General features: G+C 66.5%; 18 protein-coding genes and 1 tRNA gene. 8 read left to right on the top strand and 11 right to left on the bottom strand.

Annotation, left to right across the window (positions count from 1 at the left end; all coding sequences use genetic code 11):
* Position 1: 1 nt before the first annotated feature.
* A complete protein-coding gene (locus tag BW733_RS11440; RefSeq protein ID WP_077350607.1) occupies positions 2–1,093 on the bottom strand; it encodes an IS110 family RNA-guided transposase in 1,092 nt (363 codons plus the stop codon).
* Between the two features lie 598 nt (positions 1,094–1,691).
* Positions 1,692–2,579 carry an SDR family oxidoreductase gene (locus tag BW733_RS11435; RefSeq protein WP_077350605.1) on the bottom strand — a complete coding sequence of 296 codons (888 nt, stop codon included), beginning with the start codon at positions 2,577–2,579 and terminating at the stop codon, positions 1,692–1,694.
* A 34-nt stretch (positions 2,580–2,613) separates the two neighbouring features.
* Here BW733_RS11435 and BW733_RS11430 point away from each other — a divergent pair, with 34 nt between their 5' ends.
* Both BW733_RS11430 and BW733_RS11425 read left to right on the top strand, forming a co-directional pair.
* On the top strand, positions 2,614–3,186 hold the full coding sequence (locus BW733_RS11430; protein ID WP_077350603.1) for a TetR/AcrR family transcriptional regulator: 573 nt from the start codon (positions 2,614–2,616) through the stop codon (positions 3,184–3,186).
* Between the two features lie 254 nt (positions 3,187–3,440).
* Positions 3,441–3,860, top strand: coding sequence for a hypothetical protein (locus BW733_RS11425; protein ID WP_161490214.1), 420 nt, complete (start codon positions 3,441–3,443; stop codon positions 3,858–3,860).
* Positions 3,861–3,885: 25 nt separating this feature from the next.
* Here BW733_RS11425 and BW733_RS11420 read toward each other — a convergent pair whose 3' ends face one another.
* Positions 3,886–4,419, bottom strand: coding sequence for an SRPBCC domain-containing protein (locus BW733_RS11420; protein WP_202970187.1), 534 nt, complete (start codon positions 4,417–4,419; stop codon positions 3,886–3,888).
* A gap of 230 nt (positions 4,420–4,649) precedes the next feature.
* The gene (locus tag BW733_RS11410) at positions 4,650–5,426 is read right to left on the bottom strand and encodes a helix-turn-helix domain-containing protein (RefSeq protein ID WP_077350596.1); all 777 of its coding nucleotides are present in this window, start codon (positions 5,424–5,426) and stop codon (positions 4,650–4,652) included.
* 146 nt (positions 5,427–5,572) lie between these two features.
* On the opposite strand from BW733_RS11410, the gene BW733_RS11405 reads away from it, so the two are divergent.
* Both BW733_RS11405 and BW733_RS17910 read left to right on the top strand, forming a co-directional pair.
* A complete protein-coding gene (locus tag BW733_RS11405) occupies positions 5,573–6,010 on the top strand; it encodes a VOC family protein (protein ID WP_237268171.1) in 438 nt (145 codons plus the stop codon).
* 64 nt (positions 6,011–6,074) lie between these two features.
* Positions 6,075–6,413 (top strand): hypothetical protein, encoded by a 339-nt coding sequence (locus BW733_RS17910; protein WP_152024680.1) that lies wholly within the window; start codon positions 6,075–6,077, stop codon positions 6,411–6,413.
* 246 nt (positions 6,414–6,659) lie between these two features.
* On the opposite strand, the gene BW733_RS18620 is transcribed toward BW733_RS17910, so the two are convergent.
* The 5 genes from BW733_RS18620 to BW733_RS11380 form a co-directional block, all read right to left on the bottom strand.
* Positions 6,660–7,217 carry an alpha/beta hydrolase family protein gene (locus tag BW733_RS18620; protein WP_179947112.1) on the bottom strand — a complete coding sequence of 186 codons (558 nt, stop codon included), beginning with the start codon at positions 7,215–7,217 and terminating at the stop codon, positions 6,660–6,662.
* 397 nt (positions 7,218–7,614) lie between these two features.
* Positions 7,615–7,926, bottom strand: a complete 312-nt coding sequence (locus tag BW733_RS18430; protein ID WP_162494733.1) for a hypothetical protein — start codon at positions 7,924–7,926, stop codon at positions 7,615–7,617.
* Positions 7,927–7,984: 58 nt separating this feature from the next.
* Positions 7,985–8,057: transfer RNA gene (locus BW733_RS11390), tRNA-Ala, on the bottom strand.
* A gap of 55 nt (positions 8,058–8,112) precedes the next feature.
* Positions 8,113–8,883 (bottom strand): hypothetical protein, encoded by a 771-nt coding sequence (locus BW733_RS11385; RefSeq protein ID WP_077350592.1) that lies wholly within the window; start codon positions 8,881–8,883, stop codon positions 8,113–8,115.
* Between the two features lie 86 nt (positions 8,884–8,969).
* Positions 8,970–10,256, bottom strand: a complete 1,287-nt coding sequence (locus BW733_RS11380; RefSeq protein ID WP_077350590.1) for a molybdopterin molybdotransferase MoeA — start codon at positions 10,254–10,256, stop codon at positions 8,970–8,972.
* 18 nt (positions 10,257–10,274) lie between these two features.
* Between BW733_RS11380 and BW733_RS11375 the strand changes: the two genes are divergently transcribed.
* The 4 genes from BW733_RS11375 (at position 10,275) to mscL (ending at position 12,511) form a co-directional block, all read left to right on the top strand.
* Positions 10,275–10,850, top strand: coding sequence for a 5-formyltetrahydrofolate cyclo-ligase (locus tag BW733_RS11375; RefSeq protein ID WP_161490213.1), 576 nt, complete (start codon positions 10,275–10,277; stop codon positions 10,848–10,850).
* A gap of 45 nt (positions 10,851–10,895) precedes the next feature.
* On the top strand, positions 10,896–11,195 hold the full coding sequence (locus BW733_RS11370) for an FmdB family zinc ribbon protein (protein WP_077350586.1): 300 nt from the start codon (positions 10,896–10,898) through the stop codon (positions 11,193–11,195).
* A 59-nt stretch (positions 11,196–11,254) separates the two neighbouring features.
* Positions 11,255–11,875, top strand: a complete 621-nt coding sequence (locus BW733_RS11365) for an SAF domain-containing protein (protein ID WP_077350584.1) — start codon at positions 11,255–11,257, stop codon at positions 11,873–11,875.
* A 267-nt stretch (positions 11,876–12,142) separates the two neighbouring features.
* Positions 12,143–12,511 carry a large conductance mechanosensitive channel protein MscL gene (gene mscL / locus BW733_RS11360; RefSeq protein ID WP_077350582.1) on the top strand — a complete coding sequence of 123 codons (369 nt, stop codon included), beginning with the start codon at positions 12,143–12,145 and terminating at the stop codon, positions 12,509–12,511.
* 144 nt (positions 12,512–12,655) lie between these two features.
* Here the strand turns inward: mscL and BW733_RS11355 are convergent, their stop codons facing one another.
* On the bottom strand, positions 12,656–13,003 hold the full coding sequence (locus BW733_RS11355; protein ID WP_077350580.1) for a hypothetical protein: 348 nt from the start codon (positions 13,001–13,003) through the stop codon (positions 12,656–12,658).
* Complete coding sequence (locus BW733_RS11350; RefSeq protein WP_077352926.1) at positions 12,993–14,372, bottom strand: UTP--glucose-1-phosphate uridylyltransferase; 1,380 nt, start codon at positions 14,370–14,372, stop codon at positions 12,993–12,995. Before BW733_RS11350 ends, BW733_RS11355 begins: the two co-directional genes overlap by 11 nt.
* Positions 14,373–14,517: the final 145 nt, after the last annotated feature.

Raw genomic sequence — 14,517 nt, 5'->3', positions numbered from 1 at the left:
GTCAAGCGGCTGACGATAGTGGTTTGTGGGCGTGCACCGAGAGGGCTGCAGGCTTGGTGAGGAGATGGAACATCTCACGGGCAACGGCGCGCTTGAGGCAGCGGATGATGTCTTTCTTCGAGAGACCTTCAGCGGTGCGGCGTGCGACATAGGCGCGAGTCGGCTGGTGGAAGCGCATACGGACCAGCGCGACGGTGTAGAGCGCGTTGTTCGCGGCGCGGTCACCGCCGCGGTTGAGTCGGTGTCGGTGCTGTCGCTTTCCGGAGGAGGCGGGGACTGGTGCGACGCCGGCCAAGTGGGCGAACGCTGCCTCGGAGACGAGGCGGTTGGGGTTATCTCCAGCGGTGATCAGCAACTGCGCCGCGACTTGGACGCCGACACCGGGTCGTTCGAGTAGTTCCGGCACGGCTTGGCGGGTGAGATCGGTGAGTCTGCGGTGGAGTTCCTTCACTTCCCTGTCAAGGTCGCCATGGCGGCGCGCCAGTGATCGCACAGCACGTCTGCAGGCGACACCCGGATCGGCCAGGTCGGTTCCAGGCCGAAGGTTGGCCAGGGTTCTGATCATCCTCGCGGTGGTCAGCGGTCTCATGAGTTCTCGAAGGTCGGTGGGTCCGTTGACCAAGAGCGCGCGAATCTGGTTGATGCACTGGGTCCGCGCCTTGATGGCAGAGCGCTGGACCAGACGTAGACACCGGATGGATTCCACAATTCCGTCTCGCGACTTCGGCGTTCCGGCAGCGCGCCCTGATGCCGCTGCGCGGGCAGCTGCATACGCATCCAGCGGATCGGACTTGCCATCCGCACGTCGAGCACTACGGTCCGGACGGTCGACCTCGACGACGGTGATGCCAGTGCCGGCGAGCACACGCATCAGTCCGGCGCCGTAGGATCCTGTGCCTTCGACTCCCACCATCACCAACTGGCCGTATCCGACCAGCCATGTCCGCAGCGCTTCGTAGCCGGAGGGTGTGGCCGGGAACTCGCGATCTGCCAGCTCGCGGCCAAGTGGGTCGACCACCGCGGCATGGTGGGTGTTTGAGTCAGTGTCCACTCCGCCGAAGACTTCTCGTGGCTTGGAGCCGTCGTTGTTCATGTTTCCGCCTTTGGTGCTAGATGCCTGGGACGGCACGTGACCGGGCGAGCGGGCGGACAAGACAGTGATGGGGGCGCTGCTCAAGCTCCTATGAGGTCACGCTGCTCGTCCGGTCACATGCACGGCATCCCCGGGCAGCGAGGCCGACAAATCCCACGCAAAGGCAATCCAAGACGCCTGTCGACAATCGAGTCAGACCCCAGCCCGGGGTTGCCAGACTCCATTCTCACTGTCGACAATGTTAAGTGCGGTCATCGTGATGATGCCTTTCGAGTGGAGGTAAGAGACTTCTCGAAGGATCACACGGTGACCGCGCCTACGTCGTGAACGACGAGCCGGCCACCGAGTGCTACACCACCTTAAGGGGCACTACTCCCACCCACACTGAGATGCCGACGCCCGAACTCCCCAAACAGGGTCGCTGAACCCGAACGGACTAGTGCGACCTCCACGCAGTCGTGCACCCGCAGGCCCACGGGCATGTGCGTGGTGCTTGTGCGAGCGACGACCGCCGAGAAGCGGTCACCTCCCCGCCCGGGAATCGGCGCTCACTTGCCGGACGCGGCCGGTCATGTCACCCGTGACCGGACGGTGGGAATCACCTTGTCGAGAAGTCGGAAGCGTGATCGATCGCCCACTGCGCGAATGAGCGTGCTGGGCTTCCGGTGACCTCAGCGAGAGTGAGGTAGGAGTCGGTTAGGTCGTCACGAGGTTCATCAATCGCGCCCGCGACGCCGTCGTAGCTCTCGAAGCCGAAGAGGAAGTCGGCGTTATAGGCGGCAAACCCGCCTTGGGCGCGATAAAAGGTCCGCGCTTCCTCAGCGGTCACCTCGGCCAACTCGATGTCCTCGCCGATTGCGGCCTCGATCGCGGCGACTTGCTCTCGCTTGGTCAACCTGTCGGGCCCGACGATCGTGTCGATCCGACCACGGCGTTGGGGATGGAGAAGGTCGGCCAAGATGACGTCGGCGATATCTGCCTCGTGGATCGGGCTGCCGGGCTGATCGGGGAATGGCTCGACCACACGGCGATGCGACCTGATCGAAGGTCCCCACATGAGCAGAGCATTGGTGGCGAACTCACCGGGTCGGACGATCGTCCAATCGAGGCCAGAAGCTGTGACAACCTGTTCGACCAAGAGGTTGTACGTCGTGTCGAACCCGGCGGTCACCGCCCCCGACGATACGACGACGATGTGCTCGACACCGGCACCTCGGGCCTGCTCGACCACTTCGGTAACTGTGTCTGGCAACGCAATAAGGACGAGCTGGGCCGCTCCCGCGAGGGCCGGTTCCAGTGTCGCGGGCTCAGCGAGGTCACCCGCCACGACCTGGGCCTCGGGAGGCAAGTCGGCACGATCAGGGCGACGTGACACCGCCCGCACAGGACGACCTGCCTGGATGAGCCCAGCCACGACGGCACGGCCTACCGAACCGGTGGCACCCGTCACCACGATGGGATCAAGAGTACGAGAGTGAGACGTCATTGTCTCATTCTAGGATGAGATGTATCATAGTGCAATGGGTCTCTCGCCACAGCGTGTACGCACTCGTCAGGCGATCCTGGATGGAGCTGCGAAGGAGTGGGCGCATGACCCCACTGTTGGCCTCGCCCGCATCGCTGCAACTGCTGGCGTGGGTCGGGCGACGATCCATCGCTACTTCCCTGACAGGGAGCACCTCCATCAGTCGCTTGTCAGCGATTCCTGGGCGACGCTGCGCGAGGCGATCGAGCAGGCCGGTCCGGGAACGGGGTCGGCATTGGAGGTGATCGAGCGGTTCGTCAGCGCGATGGTCCACTTGGACGACCGCATCCGGTTCCTGTTCACCGCCACGGAAGGCGCCGCCTCCGACGCGGATGCCCCGATAGCCAAGGCGGTCGACGCGCTGCTCATCGGTGAGATCGAACGAGGTCAGCGCGAGGGGATACTCGATGCGACCGTTCCCGCCGGCTGGATCGAGCGAATGATCTGGAGCACTGTATATACGGGGCTTGATGCCGCATCAGACGGCCTTCTCGCACGGCATCGCGTTGAAGACCTGATCCGACGAACCCTCCGTAGGGTCGTAGAGTCACAGCCCCCCGCTGGGTGATGACGGCTGTTCCAGCCAGGCAAGTGATGTCATGGCGAATCACGCATTGCTTGGTGGCTGTCGGCGTTGCTCAAAGCAGGGGGTACCGAAAGGCGTGGACTGCTTGGCAGGGATGATGCCGTCCCAGCCCCTTGCTTGGTGGATCAATCTGCGATCTGATCGCCTCGAAGAAGAACCTGTGCAGCATCTCGGCCCCTGCGCCCGACCTCACCTCGGTGGAATGGGAGTTGCGCAAAGTGGGCGGCGGCTAGCTGGTGCAGAACCCAGACCGGTTTGTGAGCCGGCGCGCCGACTGGCAAGTGGTGACCGAAGCGCAGCCGCCCGGTGACCAGTGGGACGACATCGACATGGTCTGGACGGTGTGCGCCTACGCAAAGTCCAACGCCGTCATCCTGGTGAAGGACGGCGTGACGTGGGACATCGGTGCCGGCCAGCAGAACCGCCGTGACTCCGGCCGGCTGGCGGGTGAAAAGGCCGCGGGTCGAGCCGCCGGCGGCGTGTATGCGGGTGACGCCTTCTTCCCCTTCTCCGACGGCCTCGACGGTGTCATCTCGGCCGGGGCCACCACGGTCATCCAGCCAGGCGGCTCGACGGGAGACCAGAAGGTCATCGACAGGACCGACGAAGCCGGCCCGGCCATGATCTTTACCGGCGAACGCCACATCCGGCATTGAGCGATTCGCAAAGCGGCGGCGTCGATCAGAAGCGCATCTGGGTGGCCAGCTGTGTGTAGTAGGCCTGCTGGACCGGGTAGTACTCGTCCCAGGAGATCGCCTCGACGTCCTGGCCGGTCTCGGCGGCCACCAGCCGGTCAAGGTAGTACTCCCACCCCGGGCCGACCGAGCCGACCTCATCGGGACTGTCGAAGGCCTGCACCAGGGTGAGCGTCGAAATCCCGTCGTGCTCGGTCACCTCCAGTGTCAGACGCCACTCGACGCCCGCCTCCTCGGCCCGCGCCTCAAGCACGTGCGGCCGTTCGCAACGGACGATGTGGAACGGCGTGCCCTCATGGCCCTCCTCGGCCGTCATGACCACCGTGACCCGGCCGTCGGCACAGTCCCCGGTGTAGGTGCCGTACCAGCGGCTCAGCCGGGTCGGGTCAGTGAACGACTGCCAGACGTCGTCGGCCGTGCCCCGGAATGTGCGAGCGACGGCGATCTCGTTGTCGCCGCGTAGGCGGCCGGTTGTGTGACGGATCATGCGGACTCCTCCGTTGTGTGCGGTATCAGTCATGCGTTCACCGTATGGGTGCCAGCGATGCAGACGCTTGGAGATGCGCGCCATCACGGCCACGCTTACGCTGAAACCATTGATGGATCAGACCCGAGGAGTGCTATTCCCCTCCCACCTGCCAACGTTCCAGCGATTCGCCCCTCCGCCCAGCACAGCGGAACTGGCTCAGTGGTTCTGGATCTACCGCGCCCAGGCCGCGCTGGACGAGGCGAAGGCCACCCCCGAGTACCTCATGATGACTCAGACCGGTAGCCGCTGGGGGTAAACCCAAGCACACTGCGGAAATCGCCGGTGAGGTGCGCGTGGTCGGTGTAGCCGAGATCAGCAGCGATCGTCGCGAGAGAGATCTCGGGTTGCTCACGCACCAGTTGAGCGGCGTCCTGTAGTCGCCGACGTCGGATGATGGCAGCCGGTGGCAGGCCGATGTATCGGTGGGTCATGCGTTGCAGCGTGCGCAGCGATACCGCGAGCCGGGCGGCAGCCTCGGCGGGGGTATTCGCGCCGCCCTCACCGATCAACACTTCCGACATCATATTCGCGTGACGCGCGACGGACGAGACCTCGCCGACACGGGCGCTGAACCATCGCGCGAACACGTCTACTGCCTCCTCACGCCAATTGCTTGCACTACCCATCGCCGCGCCAACCTGGTCGTGAAGGGCGGGAGCGCTCAAGGGTTGCTCGGTATCGACAAGCGAACTCGCATCGGCTGTCAACGTGCGCACGGCTGCGGGTCGCAGAAGTGCACCCACTGCCCAGCCGCTACCCCGCAGTATCCGTTCGCTCATGCGCGTCGTCGCGCCCACGAGCGATACACCCTGCGGCTCGACGACGAGATTCAGGGCTGGATAGCCGACGACCGTCTGACGTGAAACGACACCCGGATCGAGGTTCCACTCCGGTATCCAGAACCACTGAACCAGATCCTCCGCAGCATGAGGGGGCGCGAGTCGGTGGAAGGCAGGCAGTCGCGAGGGAAACAGCACCCCTCGCGACTGATCGAACATAGATCCAGAGTAGATGCGCGGACAACGTGACGCGCATGTACAAGCGGCCAGCTCCGTGACGACCTTACGGTGGCTGTATGACAGATAAAGAAACACCGAGCCGGGGTGTCACCGGCACATTCACCACGGAGGGCAGGCCTCACGGCATGACCTCACTGACTCCCTTCCTCGCGCTGACGGATGCTGCGGGCGCGATCGAGTTCTACCGCGACGTGTTCGGTGCCCGTGTCATCGACGTCACTGAGATGAATGGTCAGTTGGTTCACGCCGACCTCAACTTCGAACTCGGCCAACTGCAAGTCGGGGTTCCCAGCCCGGACTACCAGCTTGTGCCGCCACCGGACGACGACAAGGCCTGCTACTCACTCGGACTCTACGTTCCCGACGTCGATGCCGTCGTCACGCACGCGGTCGCCGCTGGGGCAATCGTTCGCGAAGAACCGGCTACCTTCGTCTCGGGCGACCGCTACGCCAGCATCCGCGACCCGTTCGGTGTGCGCTGGACGGTGATGACCCGCGTCGAAGACCTGTCCGAGGAAGAGAGTTCGCGCCGTGTCGCGGAGTGGGCCGCATCATTCTCGTAGTGCGACTGCCTGCACTGCGAGCGGAAGGCCGTAGGAGTCGTTCTCGGCAAAGTAGGTGGCTCGCTTGTACGCACTCGCGAAGGCAGTGTTGATCTCTACTCCGGCGGCAGTCCGTCGTTTCCTCGATGTTGGCTGTCCCAGCGAACAACTGGAGGTTCGGCAGGAGGTTCACGGCAACCGTTTAGTTGTCGACCTTGTCGAGCGGGACACCGGCGTCGAGGAGCATTCTCATCGTAAATCGAGACAGGGGGAAGATGTGGTCCTAGTGGACGTCCTTGAGGTGGACCGGCTCGTCGACCTCGGCGTTTTCGAACGTGAGGCGCTTGTCGACGCGTTGGCCCTCCCTGGCTCTATAGTCCTGGCAGACCAACATTCGGATGATATCGGCGGTTGTACTGCTTGAGTTGGGTTTCTCCGGTGGTGGCCGTACAAGATTGGGGGCCACGCGCGAACTCGCTGCGGGGCTGTCAGCGCTCGGCATGCTCCTGAAGCCAGGCGGTGACGGTGGTCTGCCATCGGCTGGGGTCGGAGTTCCAGGAAAGGGTGTGCCCAGCGTCAAACGTCTCCAGGTCGACAAGGTCCGGTCGGGCGTCTCTGAGGGTTTGTGAGAGCCGGATCGGCACGGAGTCGTCTCTGGTGCCGTGGAGGATCAGGGTCGGCGTGGTGAGTTCTGCGGCTCGTGCCGTCCAGTCGAAGGGTCGGAGCGGGATGCGCCCCGGTAGGCCGAAGGTGCGAGCGAGCGGGTCATGGTGAGCCACGGGATTGCGAGGTAGCCGGCTGCGGCGGGCAGCCCGCTGCGGGCGCAGTTGGTCTTGATGACTTCGGTCCAGTTGAGGACTGGTGAGTCGAGTACTTGCGCGGCGATCAGGCCCTGGTGTCGAGGTCGGGCGGCGATTTGGAGGGTGATCGCGGCACCCATTGACCAGCCGAAGAGCACGATCTGTTGGGCTCCTCGCCTGATGGCGTATTCGATGGCTTCGTCGTCACCATGCCTACGTTCTTCGATTCGACTGCCGACGCTGCCGAGGCGTCCGAAGCCTTGCGCGGCCTCGCGCACGCGAGCCGGGGCTTCGATCAGCCCGCCGAGATGTACGGGGTGATCGGTGATCTGTCCTCGGGCATGCGCTCGCTGCGGCAGGCGCTCGACCAGATCGCTGATGTTCACGAGCGCAAGGCCGCGCACGCGTTCAACGACGCCGGGAGCCACGAGGCCGGGGCGCTGGACGCGCTCGCCACTGCGGAGGACCTTCGTCAGGCCGCGAACCTCGTCGACCGGGCGTACGACCGGCTCGCGGAACGCGAAGAATCGCCACGGCAACGTCTACTGCTACTTCGTGTGCTCGGGTCGGCTCTCCAAGCGCACCGATTGCACACGCCAGGCGATGCTCATCGAGGATGTCGAGAAGCTCGTCGAGGACTACTACACCCGCGTCCAGATCACGCCCGCCCAGCAGGACGCGCTCGCGGGGATGCTCCACCACGAGTTCGACCGGCTCATGGCCGCTGAAACCGAGGAACTGGAACGCCTCACCACCAACCGCGACCGGCTCGAAGGCGAGCAGGACCGGCTCATGCAGGCGCACTATGCCGACGCGATCCCGCTCTCAGTGCTCAAGCGTGAGCAGGACCGCATCGTCGCCGAACTCGACCAGGTGACCCGTCGCATCGACGCCCACCACGGCGACTACGCCGACGCCCGCGCCCACCTCGACGACGCCCTCGGACTGCTCGCCAACTGCGCTGACATCTACACCCGCTGCGACGACACCAACCGGCGGCTGTGCAACCAGGCGTTCTTCACCAAGGTCTTCATCGATGAGGACAACGAGCTGCGCGTCGAGCACAACCAGCCGTTCGAGATGCTCCTCGATCCGCAGGTCAACGCGAACGCCCTGACCTGGGCCGCAGACGAACACAAGGCCCGAACCTCGACCAACGTTTCCGTTGGCAAGGGTTCGAGCCTTGTGCGTGATGTGGAGCTAGGGGGATTCGAACCCCCGGCCTTCTCATTGCGAACGAGACGCGCTACCAACTGCGCCATAGCCCCATGCTTTTCAGCATCGGAAAGCTTAGCAGCGTGAAGCGATCTGCTCCAACTCGCCCTACTCGCCGATGGCGCGGGGGCGGAACTCGGCGATGTTGTCTGCGGTGTGCTCGTCCGAGGCGTCCTTCTCCTGGACGGCCTCGGCCGGGTTGTCCGCCGTCGGGACGACCGGCGCGGAGGCAGCGACCGGGGCCGAGAGGTCGATGGTGCGGACGGTCCGCGGGAGCAGCGGCCGCGAGACGTAGGTCGCCGGCGTGACCGGGATCGGCTCCCACAGCGCCCCCGTCGTGGTCGGCATCGACAGGTCGACCGAGATCTCGATGCTCTCGGTGCCCTCGAAGTCGGTGAGGTCGATCGTCTCGGTGTCCTCCTCATCGCCGAAGCCGACGGCGACGGCCGCGGCCCGCGCGTCGAGGCTGCGGTGCATCGAGACGACGGAGAACCGGGCGACGGCGAGGAAGGCGACCAGCATTCCGCCGGGGATCGCGAGGCTCCACCAGGGCACGATCGAGAGCGCGCCGAGCACGGTGAGGGTGACGAGGGCGACGAGCAGGGTGCAGACGATGACCATGCGGCGGCGGGCCGCCTGGCGCGCGATCATCCTCAACTCGTGGAGTTCCGCGCGTCGGGTGCACGGTGTCGACACGACGGAGGTGTCCTCGTCCTGGTAGTCGACGACGTCACGGCGCAGGATGCGCACCGAGTTGGAGAACCGCTCGGTCGGATCACCCTCAAGCTCGACATCGGAGGTGCGCTGGGACGTCACCCACGGAAGGGCGAACGCAAGACCGGCGACGACAACGATGGAGATGAGGATTCCGGCGAGCATGCGACCACCGTAAACAACATCGGTGTAATTTGCTCGCGACGCTCCGGGCGCGTCGCCGGTTCATCCGGGACCCGGTGCCCTGGCGCTCAGTCCTCGTCGAGCAGCCACACCTTCACGGCCTCGCCTGCCCTGACCTGTTCGACCCGCTCGTCGAGGACGATCAGCGCGTTGGACTCGGCGAGTTCGCCGAGCGCGTGCGGCATGGAGACCGCCTCGACCTGGCGGACGCTGCCCTCGGAGGTGACGCGTCCACGCAGCAGATGCAGCTGTCCGATCATCGAGCGCATCGAGTGGGACGCGATCGCCCGCACCGCACGGTGCGTGGTCGGAGCGCCCATCAACTGACGGATCAGCGGTCGGGCGAAGGCCTGGAACGACACGTAGGCGCTGACCGGGTTGCCCGGAAGCATCAGCATCGGCACCCTGTCCTCCCCGACGAGGCCGAAGGTCTGGGTGCGGCCGGGCGACATCGCCACGTTGACCGTGTCGACCAGCCCGATCTCCTGCATCACGTCCGCGACCGTCTCGTAGTCCTCGCGCTTGCCGCCCGAGGTCGAGATGACCAGGTCGGCGCGGATCAACTGGTCGGTGATGGTCTGCAGGATCTCGGCGCGGTCGTTGGAGTGGACGGCGACGCGGAACACGGTCGCGCCCGCGGCCTTCGCCGCGGCGGCGATCATGAACGAGTTGGCGTCGGTCGCCTGACCGTGCTCGACGCCCATCCCCGGATCCACGAGGTTGTCTCCGGAGCTGACCACCACCACACGCGGGCGGGGTCGGACCATAACCTTGTCGAGGCCGGAGCCGGCGAGCAGCCCGATGCTGCGGTCGTCCAGGATCTCGCCCTCGCTGAGCAGCCGGGTGCCGACCTTGAGGTGTTCGCCCGCGGCGCGGACGTACTCGCCGGCCGCGACCTTCTCGATCAGCCGGATCCGCCCGTCGGCAAGCGAGCCGAAGGTGGCAGGAAGCACCGCGTTGGCTCCGCGGGGCAGCACGTCACCCGGCGCCACGACGACTGCCGCACCCGAGGGAAGCCGCTCGACGTCCGCCTCGACCACCTCGAGCGGCTCTGCGAGGTGTCCGTCCTCGTCGAGGAGGTCGGCGGCGCGCACGGCGTAGCCCTCCACCTTCGCGGTGCTGTTGGGTGGGACGTTGATCATCGAGTCGATGTCCTCGCACACCACCTGGTCCCAGGCGTCGAGCAGCGACATGCCGAAGGGACGCAGCGGTTCGACGAGGCTCAGCAGGTAGCTGGTGTGGTCGGCCACGCTGCGCAGACCGGCCGCGTCGAGCGCGGGCGCCTCCGGCAGGCGGGGCTCCTCGACCGGTTCCTCGACGACGGGCTCTTGCTTATTGCGGGCAAACCAGGCCATGGGGCCTACGATATGGCAATGCCTCGAGACCAGCGGAAGGACTCGCTGCGCGCCAGCGTGTTGCTTGCCCGCGCGGCCGTCTCCCCGCAGACCTGGGAGGCGGAGGACACGGCCCGCGACGACGCGGTCCTCGACTGGCTCGGCACCTGCACCCCCACGATGCTGGCCCTGTACGTCTCGCGCACAGGCGAACCGGGCACGCGTCGCCTGATCGACGCGCTCCATGCCCGCGGCTGGAAGATCCTGCTGCCAGTGCTCAGGCGCGAGCCGGACTGGGCCCGGTTCAGCACGTGGGAGGAGACGACACCGTCGTGGGGCGACATCCCGGAGCCGACGACCCCGCGCCTCGGCCCGGCTTCGCTGGCCGCGGCCGACGTGATCCTGGTCCCCTGCCTCGCGGTCGGACGCGACGGGAGCAGGCTCGGAACGGGCGGCGGCTGGTACGACCGGGCGCTCGCCCGGCGCAGGTCGGATGCGCCCCTGATCGCCCTTTCCCGCGCCGCCGAGGTCTTCGACACGGTGCCGCACCTCGCGCACGACGTCGCGGTGGACGCTCGCATCACCGAGCAGGGTTCGTCCGGCTTTGCTGGCTGACCTATCATGGGCGGGTAGTCCACCCCCAGCCGAGGATCCTGCTGCATGCCCACGTACCAGTACCGCTGCACCGAATGCGGCAACGAACTCGAAGCCGTCCAGAAGTTCAGCGATCCCTCGCTGACCGTGTGCCCCGAATGCCAGGGCGAACTGCGCAAGGTCTTCAGCGCGGTCGGCGTCGTGTTCAAGGGGTCGGGCTTCTACCGCACCGACTCGCGCGGTTCGAAGAGCTCGACGTCGCCCGCCGGCGCAAAGTCCTCCGAGAAGGCCGCCGAGTCCAAGCCAGCCGAGGCCAAACCTGCCGAGTCGAAGCCGTCACCTGCTCCGGAGAAGAAGTCCGCCTAATCGGCAGAAAACCTGTGGACAGGTGAAAACGGGGGCCCCGGGCGCCTGAGCAAGTGGGCATGAGACGCCTACTCACCTCCATCGCGTCGTTCGTCTCCTGGCACCGCCGGGCGGTCGGCGCAATCCTCGCCGCTGGCGCAGTGCTCCTGCTCGCGACGGCGCTGCGCACCCCAACCCCCACCACAGCCGTGGTCGTCACGGCCTCCGACCTGCCCGCGGGCCACACCCTCACCTCGGCCGACCTCACCGTCGGCCAACTGCCCCCGGGCACTGTCCCCGCGGACGCGGTCCTCTCCCCCTCCGACTTCGAGGGTCGCACGACGGCGGTGCCACTCAGCGCCGGGACCATCCTCCAGCCCGGCCTGCTCGGCGGCGACCACTCGACGGCCGAAGGCTCCGCGGTGGTCCCCATCCTCGTCGCCGACGAAGGCCTGCGGGCCATGCTCAGGCCGGGCGACACGGTCTCGCTCGTCGCCCCCGGGCCGGAGGGCCTGATCGTGGTTGCCTCGGGTGCGCGGGTCGTCGCCCTTCCGGAGGCGCAGCAGGCTGGCTCGCAGGTGGCTCTCGCGTCCGGCAGGCAGAGCGAACTGATCCTCGTCGAGGTGCCCGAAGCGGAGGCGGGCGAGGTCGCGAGCCTCGGCCAGGCCGGAGAGATGAGCGTTGTGCTCGGCAGCCTGTGATCCGTCCGAAGACCTGGTGGCCCCCATCCGCGCTGCTCGGTGAGCACCTGTGGAGGAACCGTCATGTCGTCGGTCCGGCCGGCAGGAACCTCGTGGGTCGACCTCTCCTCGGATGCGTCGGGCCGGGGCGATGTCCGCGGAATCCGGGAAACGCGAAGTCCGGTGCTTATACTCTTCCGGGTTGTCACAACAACCCCACCCGGAGTTGCGCCACCTGCAGCGCCGGGAAGCACCCCTCTCAGGGGCACACAGAAAGTCAGAATTCCTATGAAGGGCTTCAAAGAGTTCCTGATGCGCGGCAACCTCGTCGAGCTTGCCGTCGCTTTCGTCATCGGCGGCGCCTTCGCGACCGTCGTGACCGCCTTCACCACGATGTTCATGGACATCCTCGGCAAGCTCGGTGGCACCCCCGACTTCTCGGCGTTCAAGCCGGGTGGCGTGAGCGTCGGCGCCTTCCTGACCGCTCTGGTCGCGTTCGTCATCATGGCCGCCGTGGTCTACTTCGGCGTCGTGCTCCCCTACAACAAGGCCAAGGAGCGCTTCGAGAAGAAGGAGGAGGAGGTCCCCGCCTTCGCCACCTCCGAGGACCTGCTCGCGGAGATCCGCGACGAGCTGCGCGCACAGCGCCGCCAGTGACGCGTCGTCGACGCTCCCGGCTCCGCCGAAAGCATCCCGCCTCCTGGCACTGAGACCGCGGCGGATCGGGGCCTCGACAACACCTCGGCACAAACGCAGAACAGGGCGTCCCCCATCGGGGACGCCCTGTTTCGTGTCTGCGGATCAGCCCCAGTGCGGGGGCCGGTCGGCGGCGAGGCGCTGCTCGTCGCGGTTCAGACCCCGCTCGGCCATGAGCTCACGGTGCAGGCCATCGAGGCCCAGTTCGCGTCGCGCCTCGGCCAGCGCAGCGTCGAAACGGGCGAAGCCGAGCCCACGGCGCTCCTCCAAGGCGACCGCGAACGGCCATGCGGCCCGCTCGGCCTGCCGTGCGGCACGCAGTTCGCGGAGACGCCGCGGAGGGAAGCCGAGCGCCTCGAGCTGGGCGCCCAGCCGGGCCGGGTCGTCCAGCGGCAGCCGCTGACCGGTCAGTGCGAGGCCGATGGCCGAGGCGAGAGCCCCGTCAGTCGCCAAGGTGGGTGCCGGCGGGAATCGTGGCAGGTGTGTCCTCATCGGTCAGCTCGACATCGCCGAACACGACGACGCCCGGTTCGAAGGTCCAGTCGCCCTTCACCTTCAGGGAGTTCGCCTTCCGGAGCGAGGGGGCCGACGGGATGCGCCTGCTGAACTCGTCGACCAGCTTGTAGAACTTGGGGTCGAGGCTGATCTCGGGTGAGTTCTCCGTCGTGGCGACGAGCTTGCCCTCACCGGTCAGGGAGTAGACGTCGGAGCGCAGCAGCAGCAGCTCGTTGGTCGTCTTCACCGGGAGGAAGCGGTCGCGGCCGACGCAGATCGCGGTGGCGCCCTCGAACACCTCGATCGCAGCGCCCATGGCGGACTCGATCTGGACGACCTCGGTCGATCCGGAGTCGGCCGGGTCGACGGTCTTCTCGTTGCGGATCAGCGGCAGGCCGAGCACCGAGTTGCGCTCGGTCAGGGCCTTGCGCAGCGCCACGAGGTCGAACCACAGGTTGTTGGTGTGGAAGAACGGGTGGCGGTGTTCGTCGGTGAAGAAGTCCATCTCCTCCGGTGCCGTCTGGGCGGTGTCACGCAGGATCAGCTGGCCGTCGGCCTTGCGGATCGCGAGGTGTCCGCCCTTCTTGTCGTTGACGGTGCGGCGGCAGAGCTCGGCGGCGTACGGGGCGCCGGACTTGGCGAACCAGCCGGCGATCGTCGCGTTCGGCGCCGCGCCGAGGTTGTCTCCGTTGGAGACGCAGGCGTAGCGGAAGCCCTGCTCCAGCAGTTGGTCGAGCACACCCGAGCCCTCGAGCGCCGGATAGAGGTCGCCGTGACCGGGGGGACACCATTCCAGCGTCGGGTCGTCGGGCCACTCGACCGGAGTGAGGTCGTCGGCGCGGAGCTTGGGCTCCTGGTTCTGCATGAAGCTGAGGGGAAGGCCCTCGACCCGGAGCTCCGGGTACTTCGCAAGGTAGGACAGCGTGTCGTCCTCGGTTCGGAACGAGTTCATCAGCAGCAGCGGAAGGCGGGCGTCGTAGCGCTCGCGTGCCGCGAGCACCTGGCGCACGATCAGGTCGAGGAAGTTCTGCCCGTCGCGCACCTTCAACAGCGTCTTGGCCTTGTCGAGGCCCATCGAGGTTCCGAGGCCGCCGTTGAGCTTGATGATGACCGTCTTGCCGATCGCATCACGGGCCTCGAGGTCGGTGATGTCGACGTCGGTGAGCATCGGAGGGTCGAGCAGGGGCTCGATGGTGTCCTCTCGGATCACCCCGGTCTCCCCGGACTCCAGCATTTCGTAGAAGCGCGAGAAGACCTCGATCGCCGGGGCGGAGACCCCAGCGTCGGTCATCTTCTGGCGAGCGGCTTCAAGGCCGGCTTCGGACACGACGTTTCCCTTCATGAGCGGACCGTCCGATCCTAACGGCGACTCGCTCACACGCGAACTGGCCCCGGAATGCGCTCGTCACGGCAGCGCGACTCACACGAGGCGCTCACTACATGCACAGCTTGCGCACAGGTTGCGCCTGTTG

Source organism: Tessaracoccus flavescens, from assembly GCF_001998865.1.
GTDB classification, from domain to species: domain Bacteria; phylum Actinomycetota; class Actinomycetes; order Propionibacteriales; family Propionibacteriaceae; genus Arachnia; species Arachnia flavescens.
This window is presented reverse-complemented; position numbering and strand designations above follow the sequence as displayed.